This is a genomic window from Rhodococcus sp. p52 (genome assembly GCF_000763325.2).
Lineage (GTDB): Bacteria > Actinomycetota > Actinomycetes > Mycobacteriales > Mycobacteriaceae > Rhodococcus > Rhodococcus pyridinivorans.
Map to the genome: position 1 here is coordinate 742,914 of NZ_CP016819.1, position 21,437 is coordinate 764,350.

Annotated in this window: 21 protein-coding genes; 12 read left to right on the forward strand and 9 right to left on the reverse strand. The window is 69.2% G+C overall.

All coding sequences use genetic code 11. From position 1 onward, the window contains the following. Positions 1–72: 72 nt before the first annotated feature. Complete coding sequence (locus tag IM25_RS03230) at positions 73–1,308, forward strand: DUF3068 domain-containing protein (protein WP_072740554.1); 1,236 nt, start codon at positions 73–75, stop codon at positions 1,306–1,308. A gap of 28 nt (positions 1,309–1,336) precedes the next feature. Here the strand turns inward: IM25_RS03230 and IM25_RS03235 are convergent, their stop codons facing one another. After that, complete coding sequence (locus IM25_RS03235; protein ID WP_084294953.1) at positions 1,337–2,638, reverse strand: lipopolysaccharide biosynthesis protein; 1,302 nt, start codon at positions 2,636–2,638, stop codon at positions 1,337–1,339. Positions 2,639–2,680: 42 nt separating this feature from the next. Here IM25_RS03235 and IM25_RS03240 point away from each other — a divergent pair, with 42 nt between their 5' ends. Beyond that, positions 2,681–4,432 carry a hypothetical protein gene (locus IM25_RS03240; RefSeq protein WP_033096314.1) on the forward strand — a complete coding sequence of 584 codons (1,752 nt, stop codon included), beginning with the start codon at positions 2,681–2,683 and terminating at the stop codon, positions 4,430–4,432. On the opposite strand, the gene IM25_RS03245 is transcribed toward IM25_RS03240, so the two are convergent. Further along, positions 4,343–5,572: a glycosyltransferase family 4 protein gene (locus IM25_RS03245; protein ID WP_033096315.1), complete on the reverse strand. Its 1,230-nt coding sequence runs from the start codon at positions 5,570–5,572 to the stop codon at positions 4,343–4,345. The two genes, IM25_RS03240 and IM25_RS03245, sit on opposite strands and share 90 nt — an antisense overlap. 165 nt (positions 5,573–5,737) lie before the next feature. Here IM25_RS03245 and IM25_RS03250 point away from each other — a divergent pair, with 165 nt between their 5' ends. The 3 genes from IM25_RS03250 to IM25_RS03260 all read left to right on the forward strand — a co-directional run bounded on the left by IM25_RS03250 (position 5,738) and on the right by IM25_RS03260 (position 7,956). Beyond that, on the forward strand, positions 5,738–6,493 hold the full coding sequence (locus IM25_RS03250; protein ID WP_006552681.1) for a class I SAM-dependent methyltransferase: 756 nt from the start codon (positions 5,738–5,740) through the stop codon (positions 6,491–6,493). 22 nt (positions 6,494–6,515) lie between these two features. After that, positions 6,516–7,418 (forward strand): ROK family protein, encoded by a 903-nt coding sequence (locus IM25_RS03255; protein WP_033096316.1) that lies wholly within the window; start codon positions 6,516–6,518, stop codon positions 7,416–7,418. A 106-nt stretch (positions 7,419–7,524) separates the two neighbouring features. Continuing rightward, entirely contained in the window at positions 7,525–7,956 is a 432-nt protein-coding gene (locus IM25_RS03260) for a CBS domain-containing protein (RefSeq protein WP_024102052.1), read from the forward strand. A gap of 6 nt (positions 7,957–7,962) precedes the next feature. On the opposite strand, the gene IM25_RS03265 is transcribed toward IM25_RS03260, so the two are convergent. Continuing rightward, positions 7,963–8,379, reverse strand: coding sequence for a hypothetical protein (locus IM25_RS03265; RefSeq protein ID WP_006552684.1), 417 nt, complete (start codon positions 8,377–8,379; stop codon positions 7,963–7,965). A gap of 110 nt (positions 8,380–8,489) precedes the next feature. On the opposite strand from IM25_RS03265, the gene IM25_RS03270 reads away from it, so the two are divergent. Beyond that, positions 8,490–9,011, forward strand: a complete 522-nt coding sequence (locus tag IM25_RS03270; protein ID WP_033096317.1) for a nucleoside deaminase — start codon at positions 8,490–8,492, stop codon at positions 9,009–9,011. A gap of 73 nt (positions 9,012–9,084) precedes the next feature. Next, positions 9,085–10,533 (forward strand): aldehyde dehydrogenase, encoded by a 1,449-nt coding sequence (locus IM25_RS03275; RefSeq protein WP_006552686.1) that lies wholly within the window; start codon positions 9,085–9,087, stop codon positions 10,531–10,533. Between the two features lie 88 nt (positions 10,534–10,621). Here the strand turns inward: IM25_RS03275 and epsC are convergent, their stop codons facing one another. Together epsC and cysK are read right to left on the reverse strand one after the other, a co-directional pair. After that, on the reverse strand, positions 10,622–11,200 hold the full coding sequence (gene epsC / locus IM25_RS03280) for a serine O-acetyltransferase EpsC (protein ID WP_006552687.1): 579 nt from the start codon (positions 11,198–11,200) through the stop codon (positions 10,622–10,624). An 8-nt stretch (positions 11,201–11,208) separates the two neighbouring features. After that, positions 11,209–12,144, reverse strand: coding sequence for a cysteine synthase A (cysK, locus tag IM25_RS03285; RefSeq protein WP_033096318.1), 936 nt, complete (start codon positions 12,142–12,144; stop codon positions 11,209–11,211). A gap of 471 nt (positions 12,145–12,615) precedes the next feature. Here cysK and IM25_RS03290 point away from each other — a divergent pair, with 471 nt between their 5' ends. From IM25_RS03290 to IM25_RS03300, 3 genes are read left to right on the forward strand one after another with little or no spacing between them, the layout of a single operon-like run. Continuing rightward, positions 12,616–13,182 (forward strand): SRPBCC family protein, encoded by a 567-nt coding sequence (locus tag IM25_RS03290; protein ID WP_019290874.1) that lies wholly within the window; start codon positions 12,616–12,618, stop codon positions 13,180–13,182. Then, complete coding sequence (locus IM25_RS03295) at positions 13,182–14,351, forward strand: zinc-dependent alcohol dehydrogenase (RefSeq protein ID WP_033096319.1); 1,170 nt, start codon at positions 13,182–13,184, stop codon at positions 14,349–14,351. The genes IM25_RS03290 and IM25_RS03295 overlap by 1 nt, the downstream gene beginning before the upstream one ends. Positions 14,352–14,410: 59 nt before the next feature. Then, the gene (locus IM25_RS03300) at positions 14,411–14,887 is read left to right on the forward strand and encodes a VOC family protein (RefSeq protein ID WP_019290872.1); all 477 of its coding nucleotides are present in this window, start codon (positions 14,411–14,413) and stop codon (positions 14,885–14,887) included. A 420-nt stretch (positions 14,888–15,307) separates the two neighbouring features. Here the strand turns inward: IM25_RS03300 and IM25_RS03305 are convergent, their stop codons facing one another. The 4 genes from IM25_RS03305 to IM25_RS03320 form a co-directional block, all read right to left on the reverse strand. Next, a complete protein-coding gene (locus tag IM25_RS03305) occupies positions 15,308–17,140 on the reverse strand; it encodes a phosphoenolpyruvate carboxykinase (GTP) (protein ID WP_033096320.1) in 1,833 nt (610 codons plus the stop codon). Between the two features lie 280 nt (positions 17,141–17,420). After that, the gene (locus tag IM25_RS03310; RefSeq protein WP_006552695.1) at positions 17,421–17,798 is read right to left on the reverse strand and encodes a DUF6802 family protein; all 378 of its coding nucleotides are present in this window, start codon (positions 17,796–17,798) and stop codon (positions 17,421–17,423) included. 38 nt (positions 17,799–17,836) lie between these two features. Next, positions 17,837–19,222, reverse strand: a complete 1,386-nt coding sequence (locus tag IM25_RS03315) for a hypothetical protein (protein WP_052039943.1) — start codon at positions 19,220–19,222, stop codon at positions 17,837–17,839. Beyond that, positions 19,219–19,863: a hypothetical protein gene (locus tag IM25_RS03320; RefSeq protein ID WP_033096405.1), complete on the reverse strand. Its 645-nt coding sequence runs from the start codon at positions 19,861–19,863 to the stop codon at positions 19,219–19,221. The genes IM25_RS03315 and IM25_RS03320 overlap by 4 nt, the downstream gene beginning before the upstream one ends. A gap of 135 nt (positions 19,864–19,998) precedes the next feature. Here IM25_RS03320 and trmB point away from each other — a divergent pair, with 135 nt between their 5' ends. Continuing rightward, positions 19,999–20,745: a tRNA (guanosine(46)-N7)-methyltransferase TrmB gene (gene trmB / locus IM25_RS03325; RefSeq protein WP_006552698.1), complete on the forward strand. Its 747-nt coding sequence runs from the start codon at positions 19,999–20,001 to the stop codon at positions 20,743–20,745. Beyond that, complete coding sequence (locus IM25_RS03330) at positions 20,742–21,434, forward strand: NYN domain-containing protein (protein ID WP_006552699.1); 693 nt, start codon at positions 20,742–20,744, stop codon at positions 21,432–21,434. The genes trmB and IM25_RS03330 overlap by 4 nt, the downstream gene beginning before the upstream one ends. Positions 21,435–21,437: the final 3 nt, after the last annotated feature.

A 21,437-nucleotide genomic window follows, 5' to 3' on the forward strand; every position in this document is an offset into this window, starting at 1 on the left:
GCCAGGCGATCCGTGCAGCCCTGCTGCTGCCGGTGGGGGTACTCGATGACGACCGTTGAGTGAGGAGAAAGCATGGCTGAGCGTTCGAGCTCCGGCCGGATACTGGCAATGATTCTGGTGGGCCTGGGGGCCTTCCTCCTGGTGATCGCGATTCTCGTGCCGACGTACACGCTCGGGAAGCTGAGAACGACACCGCTCGATCTCGAGGTGACCACGGTCGCCGAAGGCACGGGCGACATCCTCAATTCCCGTCAGCTGCTCGCCGGCAACGCGCAGGTCGATCGCGACGTGCCGATCGTCGCGCAGCGCTTCGTCACCGTCGAGGATCCCTCGAACGCCGAGGTCATGACGCTGCAGGCAGGCCAGACCGTGCGACGACTCGACATGCAAGGGGACACGGGCCTGGTCTCGGCCGTCGTCGACCGTCTCACGATCGACCGGAAGACCTCCATGCCCGTCTCGGAGGAGGAGTTCCCGGAGCGCGTGAGCACGATCCAGGTGAGCGCCGACAAGCCGCCGGTGGAGATCGACAACCGCGCCGGACTGCAGTACAAGTTCCCGTTCGACGTCCAGCAGGAGTCGTACCCGTACTACGACATCAACGCTCGCGAGAACTTCCCCATCGACTTCGTCGGTGAGGAGGAGATCAACGGCATGAAGGTCTACCACTTCAGCCAGGAGATCGGGCCGGTCGACCTCTCGAAGGCCGACCCCGAGGTCCCGACCTACAAGCTCAGCCTGCCCGCCTCCACCTGGGGTGTCGGTGAGGGCGACGAGCCGATCACGATGACCCGCTGGTACAACAACATCCGCGACCTGTGGGTCGACCCGGTCACCGGTGTCGTCGTCAAGGGCCAGGAGCAGCAGGACCAGTACTACGCCCGCGAGGCCGACAAGCCCGAGGTGACGGTCCTCAACGTGACGCTGCCGTTCGACGAGGAGACGATCGAGTACCAGATCGGCCAGGCCAAGGACGGCCAGGACACCATCTCGCTGTTCGGCCGCACCCTGCCGATCATCCTCGGCATCCTCGGCGTCATCCTGCTGATCGTCGGCTTCGTACTCGGCATCCGCGGTGGCGGCAACCGTCGTCCGGCCACCGCGACCGGCGGTCCCGCCCCGGCAGGTCCGGCCACGACCACGGTCGGCCCGGCGCATTCGGGCGGGGCGCAGCGCGATCACACCGAGGACCGCACCGAGGTCATCCCGCGCCAGACCGATCCGAACGCGCAGCAGCGTGATTGGACGACGGATCGAACGCAGGAGATCCCGCGCACCGATCTGCGGAAGCCTCCGACGCAGGAGTGATCGTCCGGTAGACGAACCGAGCCGCCCCTCACCGATCCCGGTGGGGGGCGGTGTCGTTCGCGGGTGACTCGTCGGTGGACGGGGTCGCCGCGTCGTCCGTGGACGACCGGGCCACTGCAGCACCGCGCAGAGCGAGCACCGCGACCACCGCGGCCGTCGCGGCGGCCACACCGACAGCGACGGCGATGAACTGCCGCAGGGTCGACGCCACCGTGAACATCAGCACCGCCTCGAGGGCGAGGCCCACCCACGCGACGAGCGCGAGATGGGTACGTTCCCCGGCGATCGCCGACAGCAGCGCGCCCTGCAGGACGGCCAGACACGCGCCCTGCAGTGCGAACAGCCACAGCAGCGACTGCACCGGCCCGTAGGCGTCGCCGACCAGCATCGGGACGATCGGTGCGCAGATCGCCGCGCCGGCGACGAGCACCGCGCCGATCGCGACGAGGACGGTGAGCGCCGACCGCACCGCGGCCGCCGACTGGGCGGGATTCGCCATCCGCGGATAGAGCACCACACCGACCGCCTGCGGCAACCAGAAGGCGACCTTCGTCGCCACCGCCCCCAGCGCGTACAACCCGGCGGAATCGGGATCGAGCAGCATGCGGGCGAGCAGCAGGTCGAGCGACGTGAGCGCGATGAGGGCCAGCTGCACCTGGGAGGCACGCAGCACCGCCCCGGCGGTCGGGACCGGTTCCGTCCGTCCACCCGACGTCCGGCCCACGAGCACACTCGCGGCCAGCGCGACCGCACCCGTGCCGAGCGCCCCGGCGAACAGCGCGGCACCGGGGCCGCCTCCGACGGCGAGCACCGCCACGGCCGGCACCACCTTCGCGACGCCCGCGGCGGACAGGACGACGCTGAGCGCTGCGAACCTGCCCCGCCCCTGCAGCAGGCCCTGTTCGGCGGCGAGGAGGACGAGCAGCGGCGCGGTGACGAGCGACCCGAACGCCCCGCCGACACTCGTGTCGAGCGCCCACGCCACGACGGGCACGAGGAGCATCGCGACGACGATGGCGAGCACGGCGCAGCGGTAACCGAGACGACGCAGCGCCGCGGCGCCGGTGCCGTGCACGGCCTCCCGGGCGACGACCGTCTGCAACGCCAGTGCCGGCACGGCGAGGACGAGCTGCGCGGCGAGCAGGCTCGCGAACTCGCCGTATCCGGCGGGCCCGAGCCAGCGTCCCGCCGGCAGGTGCAACAGATAAGACGCGAGGTTCGCGGTCATCGCGCCGACCGTCACCAGTGTCATGCCGGTGACGGCGGTTCCCGTCGTCGAACCACGAGTGGTCTCGGTTCCCTCCGACGCGGGTCGGGGTGTTCGCGGCATCCGCTCATCCTCCCATCCGGAACGACACCGTATTCTGCCGCCATGTCCCGCCCGGAGTCGTCCCGCATGTCCACGACGGCGGCTCTCCCGGCGGTCTGGTCCCTCGTCCTGACGGTTGCGGTGCTCGGTCCGTTCCTCGTCTCCCCCGGCTACCTGCTCTTCCGCGACGCGGTGAGCACTCCCCGATCGTTCCTCACCGATTCTGCGCTCGGTCTGTCCGACGCCGCCGCCCGCGCGGTGCCGCAGGACGCCCTGCTGGCGTGGGTGAGCACCGTCGTCGACGGTGGTGTCGCGGTCACGGCGCTGCTCGTCGCGTCGTTGTGGGCGGCGGGATGGGGTGCGGCACGGCTGGTCGCGGTGGTGCTGCCGACGAGCGGAACCGGCGCCCGGCTCGTCGCGGCGACGGTCGCGATCTGGAATCCCTATGTCGCCGAGCGGCTGCTGCAGGGCCACTGGAGTCTGCTCGCCGGGTACGCCGCGCTGCCGTGGACGATCTGTGCGGCCGTCGCGATCCGGCGACGGAGACGCGGCGGCTGGGCGTCGCTGGCGGTCTGCCTGGCCGCTGCGGGGCTGACCCCGACCGGTGCCCTGCTGGCGATCGTGACGGCCTGCGCCGTCCTCGTCGCGCCCGGTGGGCGGACGCGGGTGCTGCCGCGCGTGGGCGGCGCACTCGCGCTGGGTGTCGCGGTGTCGTTGCCGTGGCTGATCGCGACGGCGCTCGCCGGTGGCGGTACCGAAGCGGACCCGGCCGGTGTGCGCGCCTTCGCCGCCCGGGCCGAACCACTGCTCGGCACGATCGGTTCGGTGGCAGGGCTCGGCGGGATCTGGAACGCCGAATCCGTCCCCACCTCGCGCACTACCGCATGGGCGCTGATGGGCACCCTGCTGCTGCTCACGGTGGTGGCGTGCGGGGTGCCGGCACTGTGGCGGCGACGTAGGAACTCCGTGATCGTCGCGGTCGCGGTGCCTGCCGTCCTTGCGGTGCTCGTCATCGCCCTCGCCGCGACCGGCCCGGGACTCGCCGTCGGCGAATGGGCGATGGTGAACGTGCCCGGCGCGGGACTGCTGCGCGACACCCAGAAGTGGGTCGCGTGGGCGATGCCCGCCTACGCGCTCGCCGCGGCGGCCGGCACGACCGTCCTCGCCCGGCGCTTCGTGGCGCCCGAACCGGTGTGGGCGGCGGCCGCGATCGCCGCCGTGCTGGTCGCGCTGCCCGACCTGGTGTGGGGTGTGGGCGGGCAACTGCAGCCCGTGCGCTATCCGTTGGGCTGGGAGAAGGTGTCGCAGATCGTCACGGCCGACGACGGCGACGTGGCGGTGCTGCCCGTGGGCATGTTCCGGGTCTTCGACTTCTCCGGGCCCGTACCGGTGCTCGATCCGTCCCCGCGCATGCTGCGCGCCGACGTCCTGCAGACCGGAACCCTGATCGTCGCCGAGGGCAGTGTCGCCGGGGAGGGTCGTCGCGCGGAGGACGTCGAAGCCCTGCTGCTGTCCGGCGCGGATCCGAGTGCGCTCGCCGCCCGCGGGGTGGGCTGGGTGCTCGTCGAGCACGGCACGCCGGGCGAACTCGGTGACGCGCAGAGCACGCTCGGAGCCCTCGAGACCGCTTATCAGGACGAGGATCTGAGCCTGTACCGGGTGGAGGGAGTCACTTCGACTCCGTCACCCCATCGCGCCCTGGCGATCGGGGCGCACGTCGTGTGGCTACTGGTACTGGCCGGCGGCGCTGGCTGCGCGCTCGGGCAGCGGGTCGGCGAGCGTCGACGGCTCGTCGGCGCGCGGGAACAGTCCTGAGACGGTGTGCCCGAAGGTCGTGACGGACAGGACCTCGTGCACGCCCTCTCCCGTGGCCTCCCACGAGAACTCGCCCGCGCGGATGCGGGCCTTGGTGCCGAGCTGACGACGACGGTCGGCGTCGGCGATCAGATCGGCGACGGCGGCGGTCAGTTCGGCGGGCGAGTCCACGAGCACACCGGTCACGCCGTCGATGATCGAGTCGGTCAATCCCTTGGAGCTGCGGTAACCGATGGTGGGCACACCGTGCTGGGCGGCCTCGACCACCGCCAGTCCCCACCCCTCCTTGCGCGAGGGCATCACGTGAATCCAAGCGCGGGAGAGCAATTCGTGCTTGCGCTGCTCGTCGACATGGCCGTGGAAGGTGACGGCGTCGCCGATGCCGAGTTCGGCGGCCGCATCGCGGAGGTTCTGCTCCCACCAGCCGCCGCCGATGACGTCGAGATGCAGACCCGGGACGGTGCCGCGCAGCGCCGCGACCGCGGCGAGGGCGTCCTCGATCTGCTTGTGCGGCACCAGCCTCGAGAGCACGCACACGCTCGGGTGGGCCGTGCGCGTGTCGTCGCCACCCACCGCGACACCGGCGGGAACGGCGTCGACACCGTTGCGGACCACCGCGATCCGCTCCCGGTCGACCCCGAGAGCGCGCAGTTCGTCGGCGGACGGAAGGGAGACGGTGAGGTACTGGTTGCGGTGGTGCACGCGCGGCGAGAGCGACGACTCGATCCACCAGCCGAGCTTGGCCATCAGCCTGCCCGCGACCGGCCACTGTTCGCGGTGGCAGTGGTGCACGAGCACCGTGACGGGCGCACCGGCGACGAGCCGGGCGAAGAACGGAATGCCGTTCTGGGTGTCGATGACGGCGTCGGGACGGATACCGGCGAGGGGGCCGACACCGAATCTGCCTGCGAGGATCGCGGCGAGCGCGCGCGGATAGACGGTGAGCCGCCCCCCGCCGCGGCTGACGGTGATGCCGTCGATCCGGTCTCGCTCGGCGGCTCCGGGATAGGAGGCAGTCCGCAGGACGACGCGGACGCCGCGCGCCGCGAGCTGCGCCCCGACCTGTTCGAGATACCGCTCGCTGCCACCACCCTGCGGATGTCCGCTATCGCGCCAGCAAAGCAGCAGAACCTCCCGCACGCGGTGACCCCCTGTATGTCGACTCGACCACCCGGCCGGGCAGATGTGACTCGGACGATGACAGGGACACAGTAGCGGGTGCCGGGCGGCAACAGGTGAGGGACGAGTGTGAGGGCCGCACTAAGGTGACTGGACGTGCCATCGACGACCCGACCCCGCACCGACGTGACCCGGCTGTTCGCCCGCCGCGCCACACTGCGCCGCTCCGTGGGGTTGCTCGGCAGCTTCCGGTTCGAGCAGACGGCACCCGAGAAGTTCTACGGCGGTCTCGCGCGCGACACCGTCGACCTCATCGGCGATCTCTACACGGGTCTGACCGGCGCCGATCTGACGGGCACCACGGTCGTCGACGTCGGCGGCGGACCGGGCTACTTCGCCGACGTGTTCACCGAGGTGGGTTCGCGCTACGTGCCGATCGAGCCCGACCCGTCGGAGATGCACGCCGCCGGTCTGCAGGTGGGCGGCGCGATCCGCGGCTCCGGCCTGGCGCTGCCGTTGCGCACCGGGTCGGTGGACGTGTGCTTCTCGTCGAACGTCGCCGAACACGTCGCGACGCCGTGGGTGATGGCCGACGAGATGCTGCGCGTCACGCGGCCCGGCGGACTGATGGTGCTGTCGTACACCCTGTGGTGGGGACCGTTCGGCGGGCACGAGACCGGTCCGTGGCACGCCTTCGGCGGCGAGTACGCGGCCCGGCGCTACGCGCGCAAGCACGGCAGGGAGCCGAAGAACCGGTACGGGGTGTCGCTGTTCGACGTGGGCGCGAGCGACGGTCTGCGCTGGGCACGTTCGACACCCGATGGCGAACTGCTCGCGGCCTTCCCCCGCTACCACCCGAGTTGGGCGTGGTGGCTCGTGGACGTGCCCGGCGTCCGGGAGTTCCTCGCCAGCAACCTGGTACTGGTCCTGCGCCGACGCTGACCCGTCGCTTAGTGTCGTCGCCATGACCGCATTGGCCCTGGACGTCGGCGGCACCAAGCTCGCCGCGGCCGTCGCCGCCGACGACGGCACCCCGCTCGAAGCCCGATCCGTGCCGGTCCCCCGGAAGGACGTGTGGGGCGCGTGCGCGGGACTGTTGCGGGAGGTCGCGGAGATCGGCGAGGGACCGGTGACCGCCGTAGGTATCGCCGCGGCAGGACCGGTCGACACGAACGCCGGGACGATCGGCCCGATCAACATCTCCGAGTGGAGCTCCGGCTTCGCACTCGTCGACGCCGTGCGTTCGGTGTTCCCCGACGCCCGCGTCGATCCGGTGATGGACGGCGCGGCCGCGACCCTCGCCGAACAGCGCTTCGGTGCCGGACGCGATGTCGCCGACCTGCTCGGGGTCGTGCTCGGCACCGGCATCGGCGGCGGTCTCGTGCTCGGCGGCCGGATCGTGCGCGGCCGCACCGGAAACGCCGGCCACATCGGGCACGTCGTCTCGCCCTACGGCACGACGGTGTGCGCGTGCGGAGGCGTCGGCTGCATCGAGACCGTGGCGAGCGGCCCGTCGGCGGTGCGCTGGGCCCGTGCCCACGGCTGGGAAGGCGCCGACGGTGTCGCGCTGGCCACGGACGCCGAGGCCGGGGTCGGCGTCGCCGCCGCGGCCCTCGAACGGGCCGGGACGGCACTGGGCCAGGTCATCGCGTCGGCAGCGGCACTGACGGATGTGGGACGCGTGGTCGTCGGCGGCGGCTTCGCGCAATCGGGCGGGCACCTGTGGCGGCCGATGCTCGCGTCGGCGGCCCGGCACGCCCGCCTACGGTTCGTGCAGGACCTGCAGATCGTCCCCGCCGAACTCGGCGCACTGGGCACCCTCACCGGCGCATCGATCGTCGCCGCAGGTCACGACTGGATAACCTGACCGGGCACACCCGGTTTTCCGGCCTACCCTGAGGACCACATCGGAGTCCCGGCGGAAACCGGTGAGGGGCCGCCGGGATGCTCTGCGAGCAGATCGGCGGTACCGGATGCGGATTGCTGACATTGTGCGGAACAAGGGCTCGGCGGTGCACACGGTCGAGCCCGACACCACGGTGTGCGAGCTCATCGGCGACTTCGCGCGGTTCAACATCGGCGCGATGGTGGTGTGCGAGGGCAAGACCGTCGCCGGGATCGTCACCGAACGCGACGTCGTACGCGCCCTGCACGAACGCGGACCGTCGATCCTCGCCGCCCCGGCACACGAACTGATGTCGCGGACGGTGACGACCTGCCTGCCCACCGATTCGGTCGACAGTCTCGCCGAGACCATGACCGAACAACGGATCCGGCACCTACCGGTCGTGGTGGACGCTCGGCTGGTGGGGATCGTCAGTATCGGCGACGTGGTCAAGAGCCGCATCGACGAACTACAGACCGAACGCGACCAGCTCGCCTCCTACATCCACGATGGTGGCTAGAACTGATCAGTTCTCGCCGGTCGCGGCGTCGTCGGGAGCGGTGTCGCCGGTGGCACTCTCCTCTGCGGCACCGCCCTCGGTGGCGCTCGGGCGATCGAGGATGCTCACGCTCATCCCGTAGGGCAGGAACCGCACCGAGCGTCGCGGGTCGGTGTTGCCCTTGAGCGTGCGCAGCGCGTCGAGTTCGGTGCGATGGACCTGGTCGACGCGGGCCACGCCGTCGTCCTCGGTGGTGTAGACGACCCAGACGCCGTCGCCCTTCTCACCGGTGGTCTCGGGCCGCGGCTGCGTGCGCGTCGGCGCCACCGGCGGTTCGAGGAAGGAGAAGATACGGTCCTTCAGTTCCCGCAGTTCCTCACCGGCTTCCCGCACCACGCGGTCGAGATCTTCGGGGTCGAACCCGAACGGATTGTTCTCCGCCATGACATGTCTCCTGACCGTTGGGCACCCTCCAGTGTGGTGACGGTCGCCGATTCGCGCCACCCGGCTCCTCCCCCGCCCTACGGTGCAGTCGAGGGAGGAAGGAGACGTCCATGGTGAACGACACGGATCTGCAGCATCTGCGGCGGTGCGTCGAACTCGCGGAGGAGGCGGTCGCGGCAGGGGACGAGCCGTTCGGGTCGGTGCTCGTCGACGCGGACGGCACGGTCCTGGCCGAGGACCGCAACCGCATCGCCGGCGGCGACCGCACCCGGCATCCCGAGTTCGCGCTCGCGCGGTGGGCGGCCGAACATCTCGAACCCGACCGGCGTGCCGCCGCCACCGTCTACACCTCCGGTGAGCACTGCCCGATGTGCGCGGCCGCGCACGGCTGGGTGGGCCTGGGGCGGATCGTCTACGCGGCGTCCTCCGAGCAACTGGTCCGGTGGCTCGGCGAGATGGGCGTGCCGCCGGCACCGGTCCGTCCGCTGCCGATCCGCGAGGTCGTGCCGGAGGCCGTCGTCGACGGGCCCGTTCCCGAGTTCGAGCAGGAGATTCGGCTCCTGCACCGTCGCTGCCATCTCGGGGATCGAGCCTTCCCATCCCGTCCGGTCTGGTCACCCCCTGGTCAATAGTTGTAACGTGTTCTAGTGTTCGAGGTCACACGAATGCGGCCGATACACGAGCACAGCCAGGTGAGGAAGCGACATGACCGACTACGACAAGTTGTTCATCGGCGGCCGATGGGTGGCACCGTCGACCGACGAGAGACTCGAGGTGTTCTCCCCCGCCACGGAAGAGCGCGTCGGTTCCGTGCCCGTCGCGGGACCGCAGGACATCGATGCCGCGGTGTCCGCCGCCCGCACGGCCTTCGACGAAGGCCCGTGGTCGCGCACCACCCCGAGCGAGCGCGCCGAGATCCTCGGCAAGGCAGCAAAGCTCATCGAGGAGCGTCGTGCGGAGATCGGCGCCTCGCTCACCGCGGAGATGGGCCAGCCGCCGGCCTCGGTCGAGATGATGCAGCTGACGTCGGGCCTGGCCACACTCGACTACTATGCGGGGCTTGCCGATTCGTTCCCGTGGACCGAGGAGCGCACCGGCCTGTTCGGTCGCAGCCGCGTCAGCCGCGAACCCGTCGGCGTCGTCGCCGCCGTCATCGCGTGGAACGTGCCGCTGTTCCTGATGCTCAACAAACTCGGACCCGCCCTGCTCGCCGGATGCACGGTGGTCCTCAAGCCCGCTCCCGAATCGCCGCTGACGACGAACGTCCTCGCCGAGATCTTCACGGAGGCAGGGCTTCCCGAGGGCGTCCTCTCACTCGTGCCCGGCGGCGCCGAGACCGGCGAGTACCTGGTCTCGCACCCCGACGTCGACAAGATCACCTTCACCGGTTCGACGGCCGTGGGTCGTCACATCGGTGAGATCGCCGCGCGCGGACTCAAGCGCTGCTCGCTCGAACTCGGCGGCAAGTCGGCAGCGATCATCCTCGAGGACGCCGACCTCGACTCGACGATGCCGATGCTGGTGATGTCCGGCCTGATGAACACCGGTCAGGCCTGCGTCGGGCAGACCCGCGTCCTCGCGCCGCGGTCGCGCTACGACGAGGTGATCGAGAAGATGACCGCGACCGCGGCCTTCTTCCCCGTCGGACTGCCCGATACCGAAGGCGCACAACTCGGTCCGCTGATCTCCGCGAAGCAGCGCGATCGCGTCGAGTCCTACATCGCCAAGGGCAAGGAGGAAGGCGCGCGTCTCGTGCTCGGCGGTGGTCGCCCCGAGGGCATCGAGACGGGCTACTTCGTCGAACCGACGATCTTCGCCGACGTCGACAACTCCATGACCATCGCCCGCGAGGAGATCTTCGGACCCGTCATCTGCGTGATCCCCTACGACAGCGTCGACGAGGCCGTGAAGATCGCCAACGATTCCGACTACGGCCTGGCCGGTTCGGTGTACACCACCGACGTCGAGAAGGGCCTCGAGATCGCCTCGCGCGTGCGCACCGGCACGTACGGAATCAACTGGTACGCATTCGATCCGGGTTCACCGTTCGGCGGCTACAAGAACTCCGGCATCGGCCGCGAGAACGGTCCCGAGGGCGTCGAGGCGTACTGCGAAACCAAGTCGGTGCTGTACCCGCTCGGTTACGAGGGCTGATCCCGGAAAAAAAGGGGAGGATATGTACGTTCTCGACGGAGAACTCGCACATATCCTCCCCTCTTTCGTGTTTCGGGAGGACGCGACCTCAGATGTACATCGCGGGATCGATGTACGTCGTCGGATCCACGAGCGGTTCGTGCTTCTTGCGGGACCGGACGGTCGCGGGGATACCCGTGGCGATCGAATCCGCCGGCACGTCGTGGGTGACCACGGCGTTGGCGCCGATCGCGCTGTCGTCCCCGATCACCACCGGGCCGAGGACCTTCGCCCCCGCCCCGACGGTGACCCGGTTGCCCAGCGTCGGATGACGCTTCTCCTTCGCCAGCGACCGGCCGCCGAGCGTCACGCCGTGGTAGAGCATCACATCGTCGCCGATCTCGGCCGTCTCTCCGATGACCACGCCCATGCCGTGGTCGATGAAGAAGCGCCGGCCGATGGTCGCGCCGGGGTGGATCTCGATGCCGGTGAGGAACCGGGTGAACTGCGCGAGGATCCGCGCAGGTCCCTTCAGGGCGGGCACCTGCCACATCCGGTGCGCGATGCGGTGCGACCAGATCGCGTGCAGCCCCGAATAGACGATGGCGTTCTCCGCGTCGCTGCGCGCGGCCGGATCGTGGCCGCGCGCCGACTGCAGATCCTCCCGGAGAGTGTGCAGGATACCCACGACGGCGATCAGTCCCGGATGTGCTCGAAGAGCGGGGTGGAGATGTACCGCTCACCGAAGTCGCAGACGACGGCGACGATCAGCTTGCCGGCGTTCTCGGGACGCTTCGCCAGCTCGAGGGCCGCCCAGACGATCGCACCCGACGAGATGCCGCCGAGAATGCCTTCCTGGGTGCCCAGATCGCGCGCGATACGAATCGAATCCTCGAACGACACGTCGACGATCTCGTCGTAGACCTCGCGGTCGAGCACGTCGGGCACGAAGTTGGCGCCGATGCCCTGGATCTTGTGCGGTCCGGGCTCGCCACCGTTGAGGATCGGCGAGTCGACCGGCTCGACACCGACGACCTTCACGTCCGGCTTGTACTCCTTGAGCCTGCGGCCCGCGCCCGTGATGGTGCCGCCCGTACCGATGCCGGCCACGAAGATGTCGACCTCACCGGCGGTGTCCTTCCAGATCTCCTCACCGGTGGTGTTGTAGTGGATCTCCGGGTTCGCGGGGTTGCCGAACTGGCGGGCGAGGATCGCGTTCTCGGTGTTCGCGACGATCTCCTCGGCCTTCGCGACGGCACCCTTCATGCCCTCGGAGCCGGGGGTGAGGACGATCTCGGCGCCGTAGGCGCGGAGCATCACGCGACGCTCGGTCGACATCGTCTCGGGCATCGTGAGGATGACCTTGTAGCCGCGCGCAGCGCCGACCATGGCGAGCGCGATACCGGTGTTGCCGGAGGTGCCCTCGACGATGGTGCCGCCGGGCTTCAGCTCACCGGACTTCTCGGCGGCGTCGACGATCGCGACACCGATGCGGTCCTTGACGCTGTTGGCCGGGTTGTAGAACTCGAGCTTCGCGGCGACGGTGGCGCCGGCTCCCTCGGTCAGACGGTTGAGCTTGACGATCGGGGTCCGTCCGACCAGCTCGGTGACGTTGTCGTAGATCCTGCTCATGCTCGATCCTCCTCATGGCCACACACGGCGGCTCGGGTCGCGGTCTCGGTCTATTGCACCATTTCGCCGTCATCGGACGACTCGGCGGGCCCATCGATGTACGAACGTATCCGTACGCCGTCGTTATTCCCCGGCGAGTCGACGTGTCGTCGCCCGGCCCGGCCTCGACGGGTTCGTGCCCCGCGAGATTTCGGACCGGCTCGACCGGGGTTGCCCGGCCACCGAGCACGGGTAGCCGACCATATGAGTCGTCACGATCTTCCCGTCCCCGATTACAACGAACTGGCGCCGGGCACGCTCGCGCCGAGGATCCGTGCACTCGACGAAGCACAGTGGACGATCACCCCCCGCTACGGCACGGTGTCGCCGAACAGACGCCGAAACGCGGAAGACCCTGACTAGACCGAACACCGAACACCGAACACCGACCCGAGCATCCGAGCATCCGAGCATCCGAGCAAGGAGACGACCGTGGTCGACTTCAACAGAGTCGTGCAGAACGCGAGCCGAGTCGTGGAGAACGCGAACAGGGCGATCGACGACGCCGGTCGCTCGGTGGGCGGATTCGTCCGGCGCGCCGTCGACCGGCCCGTCGACGCTCGGAAACCGCAGACCGTGACCGTCGCGGCTCCGCGCGCACAGGTCATGCAGTTCTGGCGCGATCCCGAGAACCTGAGCAGAGTCTTCGGCGACCACGTCCGGGTGGAGACGGTCGAAGCGAACCGGCTGCGCTGGACCTGGGAGAGCCCCGGCGGGACGACGACCTGGGACACCCGCGTCGACGTCACCTCGGAAGGACTCGCGTTCGTCGGCGAGGACGACGCGGACACCCCGGGTCCGCGCGTAGTGCTCGCGGTGTCCGACGCGCCCCGGGGCGGCACCGAGATGACCCTGCGCGCCGAGGTTCCCGTCCCCGATCTCGTCACCGGCGCCCTGACCTTCACTGCGCTCTACCGTGCGCGGGCTCTCATGCAGACCGGTGAGATCCCCACCCTGCAGGGCAGTCCGAGTGCCCGTGAATCGGAAGGAGACGCGTGATGCGAGCCCTGTGCTGGATGGGGGTGAACGAGTTGTCGGTGGAGACGGTCGACGATCCCGGCCTGGTCAACCCGCACGACGTGATCGTGGCGGTCCGCCTCACCACGACCTGCGGGTCCGATCTGCACTTCCTCGGCGGGTACCTGCCGGGGATGCGGGAGGGCGACGTGATCGGCCACGAGTTCATGGGCGAGATCGTCGACACCGGCCCGGAGGTGACGAACGTGCGGGTCGGCGACCGGGTGGTCGTGCCGTCGTTCATCGGATGCGGGAAGTGCCCGTACTGCGCCGACGGCCTGCACGCGGTGTGCGACACCACCAACCCGAACGCCGCGATGCAGCAACCCGTGCTGGGCTATCCCACCGGCGGAATCTACGGCTACACCCATCCCTTCGGCGGGTACCAGGGTTCGCACGCCGAGTACATCCGCGTGCCCTTCGGCGACGTCAACTGCTTCCAGATCCCCGACGGTGTCGGCGACGAACAGGCCCTGTTCCTGTCGGACGCGGTACCGACGGGCTACATGGGCGCCGACTTCTGCGACATCACCCCGGGCGACACCGTGGCGGTCTGGGGCGCCGGCGCCGTCGGTCTCATGGCCGCGGCAAGCGCGAAGATCATGGGCGCCGACAGGGTGATCGTGATCGACCGTTTCCGAGACCGCCTCGACCGCGCCGCGAAGAAGGTCGGCGCCGAAACCGTGGACTACGCCGAGGTCGACAGCGTCTACGAGACGCTCCGCGAGAGCACCGGCGGACGCGGACCGGACGCCTGCATCGACGCTGTGGGCATGGAGGGTCACGGAACCGGCGTCATGCAGGCCTACGACAAGGTCAAGCAGGCGCTGCGGATGGAGAGCGACCGCGCGACCTCCCTGCGCGAGGCGATCCTGTCCTGCGGCAAGGGCGGAGTCGTGTCGGTGCTCGGCATCTACGGTGTCACCGACAAGTTCCCGATGGCGGTGCTGACGAACAAGAGCTTGACCCTGCGGACGGCGCAGCAACACGGCCAGCGGTACATGCCCACCCTGTTCGAACACGTCCTCGAGAGCAGGTTGGACCCGAGTTGGCTCATGACGCACGACCTTCCGCTCACCGACGCGGTACGCGGCTACGAGATGTTCAAGAACAAGGAGGACGACTGCCTGCGCGCGGTCTTCCGCCCCTAGGTCGTCACCGGTCGGATTTCTTCAATACGAGCGCACGGTCGGCGTCCGACACTGGCGCCATGACGAATTCGGTGAACCCCATCCCCGAGGGATACACCTCCCTCACCCCCTTCCTCGTCGTCGACGGTGCCTCCCGCGCGATCGACTTCTACTGCGACGCGTTCGGAGCGACCGTCGTCGAGCGGATGGACGGCCCCGACGGGACGGTGATGCACGCAGAGCTCGACTTCGACAACGGCCGACTGCAATTGAGCGATCCCCATCCCGGCATCGGCCTGCACGCGCCGAGCGGAACGAACGACGTCGACCATTCGTACGTGCTGTACTGCGCGGACGCCGACGCCGTGTTCGCGCGGGCCGTCGCCCTCGGTGCCCGGGTGTTCGAGGAACCGTCGACCTTCGTCACCGGCGACCGGTTCGCGTCGATCCTCGATCCGTTCGGTCATCGGTGGGCCGTGATGACGCGGGTCGAGAACGTGCCCGCGGAGGAAGCGAAGCGACGGCTCGACGAGTGGGCGGCAACGCAGAACGCGTGAGGTGTAAAGCAGTTGCCCACGGAGCACCCTTCGGTGCACGCTGACTAGGATCTTCCTCCCGGATGTTCTGTACGAGAGCCGGGGGGATCAGTGTTCGACAAGAGGCGTGCGCAGAAGCGATTCGACGACGGCGTGATGGCCCTGGGCTATTTCGTCAAGGGAAGGCGACAGCGCACGGACTGCGCCGTCGCCCGGCAATGCCCCCACCAGTGCCGCACACTTCCGACCGATACGACTCGAACCACGCACGAGACGACCCACTCGCCGACGGAAGTAGTTGCAGTGCATCGTCGAACTACGTCACCGGTCGGCGTGGCACAACCGAGATATCCGCTGTGAACGATTTCCCGGATTTCACCCCACAGACGGCGAATGCCGCCCCCGGGAAACCGGGAACGGCATTCGTCGTCGTGTACGGACTCAGCCGAGGCGCTGCTTGAGGGCCTCGAACTCGTCGCGGATGCCCGAGGGCACCTTCTCACCGAGGAACTCGAACCACTCGGCGATGCCGTCGATCTCGGACTTCCACTCCTCGACGTCGACCTTCAGGGCCTCGTCGACGTCGGCGGGATCGACATCGAGACCGTCGAGCGTGAGGTCGGCGGCGCTGGGCACGTAGCCGATCGGCGTGGACTGCGCGCCGGCCTTGTGCTCGATGCGGTCGACGATCCACTTGAGCACGCGCGAGTTCTCGCCGAAGCCGGGCCACAGGAAGCGGCCGTCGTCGCCGCGACGGAACCAGTTGACGTAGAAGATCTTCGGCAGCTTGTCCTCGTCGGCGTTCTTGCCGAGCGTGATCCAGTGGTTCAGGTAGTCGCCGGCGTTGTAGCCGAGGAAGGGCAGCATCGCCATCGGGTCGCGACGGACGCTACCGACCTTGCCCTCTGCCGCGGCGGTCTGCTCGGACGACAGGGTCGCGCCGAGGAAGGTGCCGTGCTGCCAGTCGAAGGACTCGCTGACGAGGGGCACCGTCGTCTTGCGGCGGCCACCGAACAGGATCGCGGAGATCGGCACACCCTGCGGGTCGTCCCACTCGGGGGCGAGGATCGGGCACTGCGACATCGGGGTGCAGTAACGCGAGTTCGGGTGCGCGGCGTTGGTGCCGGACTCGGGGGTCCAGTCGTTGCCCAGCCAGTCGGTGAGGTGCGCCGGGGTCTCGCCGCCGATGCCCTCCCACCAGATGTCGCCGTCGTCGGTCTTCGCGACGTTGGTGTAGATGGTGTTGCCGGCCTCGATGGTCGCCATCGCGTTCGGGTTCGAGTCGGCGCTGGTGCCCGGTGCGACGCCGAAGAAGCCGAACTCGGGGTTCACGGCGTAGAGGCGGCCGTCCTTGCCGAAACGCATCCACGCGATGTCGTCGCCGAGGGTCTCGGCACGCCAGCCCGGAATGGTCGGCTGGATCATCGCGAGGTTGGTCTTGCCACAGGCCGACGGGAACGCCGCGGCGATGTAGTAGGCCTTTTCCTCGGGCGAGATCAGCTTGAGGATCAGCATGTGCTCGGCCAGCCAGCCCTCGTCGTGCGCCATGGCCGACGCGATGCGCAGCGAGTAGCACTTCTTGCCGAGCAGGGCGTTGCCGCCGTAGCCGGAGCCGAAGCTCCAGATCTCACGGGTCTCGGGGAAGTGGGTGATGTACTTCGTGTCGTTGCACGGCCACGCGACATCCTGCTGACCGGCCTCGAGCGGCGCACCCACGGAGTGCAGCGCCTTGACGAACGGACGGTCGGTGCCGAGCTTCTCGAGAGCCGCGCTGCCCATGCGGGTCATGATGCGCATCGAGACGACGACGTACTCCGAGTCGGTCAGCTCGACGCCGAGCTTCGGGTCCTCGGCTCCGAGCGGGCCCATGCAGAAGGGCACGACGAAGAGGGTGCGTCCGCGCATGCTGCCGCGGTACAGCTCGGTCATCGTGGCACGCATCTCGTCGGGGTCGACCCAGTTGTTGGTCGGGCCCGCGTCGATCTCGTTCTTCGAGCAGATGAAGGTGCGCGACTCGACGCGTGCGACGTCCGACGGATCGGAATTGGCCAGGAACGAGTTCGGCTTCTTCTCGTCGTTCAGACGCGTGAAGGTGCCTGCCTCGACCAGCTGAGAGGTCAGACGGTCCCATTCCTCATCGGATCCGTCGGCCCATACGACACGATCGGGCTGGGTGAGCTCGGCAATCTCCTGGACCCAGGCAAGCAACTCGGCATGCTGGGTCGGGAGCTTGTCGTCGGTACCGTTCAAACCGGGAATGGTCGCTGAGGTCATCAAAACTCTCCTGGGGTGTGCCCGGAACCGGGATCCCACCTCCGACCTGCACGTTCTTCTGTGCGGACGAGGGCAGACCCGGGCTTGCCCCTCTCGGCAGGGGTACCACCTACTTCGTCCGTGGCCGAACAGGCGAAGTAGGCGCCGGATGTCCTTTTCATAGAGGTTAACGTCGGAATGCCGACCGGCGTCACTCGGGGCCGGTCGGAAATCTCACAGAAACGATTCAGAACTTGCGCACAATACCGTCCCCTCCCCCTGCTGCGCAGCCGGATATGAATCACTTCGACTCTTCTCCGTGGTGTACGTCGTATTCAAGGCTACCTGTGTCCAGTCGACTCCACCGACCCGATCCGTCGAGCTCGCGACAGTATTCCCACACGCCGTAACGGCCGTCGTCCGCGATCACCGAGAGGCGATCGCTGCTGCCGTCGAGATCGGTGTCGGTGGCCACCACCAGACCGTCGCCCCAGTCGCCACCGACTCCCCAGTGCTCGGTATCGGCGACGACCGTCTCGGCGGCGCCGTCACCGTCGAGGTCGGTCGTCGGGGCGAGCTCGTCGGCCCAGGCGGCCAACTCGGACGGATCGAACCCGGACGGATCGAAGGGATCGGTGAACGGCTGGGGTGTGCCACCCGAGCCGGCGAACTCGGCCATCGTCTCCCCTTTCCGACCCGGCACGCGCCGGATCGCTCCTATCCGGTTGGACGCACCCCGGCACCTTGCGGTTCCGGGATGTGTCCGAGTGCCGCCAGGTCGCGTTCGCACGCGGCGGTGCGGGCACGCCGCTCGCCCCGGCGACGGGTGATCTCCGCGTCGATCGCGGCGACGCGTTCCCGCACGCGGGTCGCGTGCCGGTCGCGCGCAGCGACCGCGAGCGCGGTGGACTGCAGTTCCGTCTCGTGGATGCGGGTGCGGATCCAGGTGTCGAGTTCCGCCCGTACGGTCGCGAGCTCGTCGGCGATCCACCGCCGCATCCGGTCGCGGTAGGCGATTCGCCTACGGATCCGCATCAGCCATCCGGCGGCCGGAACCGCGCACGCGATCGCGACCACCAGCGACATCCAGCCCGGCAGGTCCCCGAACGGGGTGAGGAGCAGTCTGCCGAGACCCGCGCCTGCCGACGCACCGAAGACCACCGTCAGCGTGTCCTCCATCGACCGCGCGGTCTGCGGTGGGCGGGCGGTGCGCGTGGGTTCCGGCGCCGGAGTGCCCGGTGCGATCCGGGCCGCCTCGTCGGTGAGCCGCGCGCACAGGTCGTCGACGTGGGTGTCGATCGTCGTGACCACCGCATCCGCGTCCGCGGTCTCGAGCACCTCGCCCGCGGCGGTGGACGCCGCCCGCACGCGCATCGCGACCTCCTGCAACAGCGTCACCTGCAGCCGGCGCAGGTCGGGGCCGGAGGTCGCGGGCGGTGCTGCGGCGGTGAGGCGGGAGCGCTCCGCACGCAGGCCCCCTTCCTCGTCCTCCGCGCTCAGTCGTCCGATCTCCTCCTCGATCATCGGCCGGGTGGCGGCGACGACCGCGGCGCGTGCTCGTCGCGGGTCGTGCGACGACCGGACCGTGGCGGCCAGGACGTCCCGCAGTTCGACGAGTCCGGACGCGGTGAGCAGGGTCTGCCGGACCGCCTCGCTCACGTCGTCCTCGAGTTCGCGTGCCCGCCGAGCGGCCGCGGCGCTCACGGGCAGGACCACGACCCTCGGCAGCCAGGATGCGTGCCGCTGCAGGATCTCGACGTCGGCGTCGCGGACCGCACGCCAGTCGGGAAAGCGGTCGATGCCCGTCAGTGCGCAGACGACCTCGATCGACTCGGCTGCCGCCGAGCGGACGAGGTCGAGTTCGGTGCGGCCGATCGTCGCCGACGGGTCGAACACCACGAGGGTGACGGCGCGGCCATCGTCCGTGATGTCCAGCCCGCCCAGAGGTCGTAGCTCCGCTGCCAGCGTGCCGGCGCCGGAACCGGGCACTCCGACGACCCGCACGCCGGTCGCGGCCGGCCGGTGCAGTCCCATCCATCCGCGCGGGTTCCATCGGCGCAGGACGTCGTCGGCCGGATCCACGAGTCCGCTCGGCGGTGTCACCGTAGTCCCGCGGCGACGGACTCCATCGGGCCCAGCCCGACCAGGTCGAGTGTCTGTTCGACGAGTTCGCGCACCTGCGGTGCCGCCGGGACACCCGCCACGACCCGGGCGAGCTCCTCGTCACGTAGGCGGCGCGCCACGACCGCACGCGCGGCGAGCCGTTCTCCGAGCAGTTCCTCATCGCGGACCGCGACCACCTGATCCGGCGGCACCCCCGTCGCACGCGCGACGAGAGCGCACTCGCTGTCATCCGTCCCACCCGTCACCACAAGGACGAGGCGACAAGGATCCACGGCCGTCAGCGCGGCGCGGTCGGCCGGATGGGCGACGGCCGGGTCGAGACGACGCGGCACGACGTAGACGACGACGTCACCGTCGAGGACCGGGTCGGGACCGTCCGGCGTGTCCACTGCCACTCCGCCCACGGCCGCGTCTACTCGCCCACCCTCGATATCGACCCTGCGGAGCAGCAGTTCGCGTACCTGCGTCTCGACGCTCTCCCGGCCGGTCCCGGCCCGCCCCGCGACCTGCACCCGCAGCGCGGCCGTATGCTCGGTCAGCGCCCTGCGAATCAACCGCCCTGCCTGCGCATCCAGTTGTTCGACCTGCGCGGCGAGGTGGTGCCACAACTCCCCCGTCATGATCCCCCGATCGTCGGCGGAAATTGTCGCAGAGAGATCGCTGACAGGCAGCCGAACGAATGCTTCCCTGAGAAAACACTGTGGCCACTCAGGTCACTCCCGCCACACACTCTCGGAATACGCGACAATGGACCGGTGAACGAAGCCGATCAGCACACCACCGAGACGCTCGAGGAGCGCCCGACCCGCGGGAACCGCCTATACCCCAGGGTGACGAGTTTCCGGTCCCGCCGTGGATCGCTGACCGACCCCCAGCAGCAGTGCTGGGACCGTCGTTGGCCCGAACTCGGCAAGGAAGTCGGCGACGAACCGCTCGACGTCGACGCCTGGTTCGGTCGCTCCGCGCCCCTCGTCCTCGAGATCGGATCCGGAACAGGAACCGCCGCGGTCGCTATGGCCCAAGCCGAGCCCGAGGTGAACCTCATCGCCGTGGAGGTCTACAAGCCCGGCATCGCCCAGACACTGCAGAACATCGAACGCAGCTGCAACACCGACGCGCCGATCCGGAACCTGCGGATCCTGCGCGGCGACGCCGTCGAGGTGCTCGAGAAGATGCTGACCACCGCGTCACTCACCGGCGTGCGGGTGTTCTTCCCGGATCCGTGGCCCAAGGCCCGCCACCACAAGCGCCGACTCCTGCAGGCCCCGACGTTCGCCCTGATCGCCGACCGATTGAAGCCCGGTGGAGTGCTGCACGTGGCCACCGACCACGCCGATTACGCCGAGGCCATCGCCGAGGTGGGCGATGCCGAACCGCGCCTCGCCCGCTTCACCGGCACCTCCCCGATCAGCCTCGAACGCCCCGTCACCAAGTTCGAGGACAAGGCACACCAGGTGGGTAGCGCTATCAACGAGTTCGTCTGGGGGAAGATCGGAGCATGAGTGTCCATGAAGAGCTTCCCGGCGTGACCGACCCCTCCGCGATCGACGGTGTCGAGCCGGTCCGAAAGGTCCTGCTCGTCTGGGACGCACCCAACCTCGACATGGGCCTCGGCGCGATCCTCGGCGGCCGGCCCACCGCGGCCTACCGCCCGCGCTTCGACGCTCTCGGCCGGTGGCTGCTCGGACGCACCGCCGAACTGTCGCGTCTGCACTCCGCGACCCTCGAACCCGAAGCCACGGTGTTCACCAATATCGCCCCCGGCAGCGCGGACGTCGTCCGCCCCTGGGTCGAGGCCTTGCGTAATGTGGGCTTCGCGGTGTTCGCCAAGCCGAAGATCGACGAGGACAGCGATGTCGACTCCGACATGCTGGACCACATCGAGCTGAGGCACCGGGAAGGTCTCGCGGGTGTCATGGTGGCCTCCGCCGACGGGCAGGCGTTCCGTGAACCCCTCGAGCGGCTCGCACAGGAGGGCATCGCGACCCAGGTGCTCGGTTTCCGCGAGCACGCCAGCTGGGCGGTGACCTCCGAGATCATCCAGTTCCTCGATCTCGAGGACATTCCCGGTGTGTTCCGCGAACCGCTGCCCCGCGTCAGCCTGGAATCGCTGCCCGACGAGGGTGCCTGGCTGCAGCCGTTCCGACCGCTTTCTGCTCTCCTGGTGGGGCGCAAGAGCGTCGCCGAATAGGAG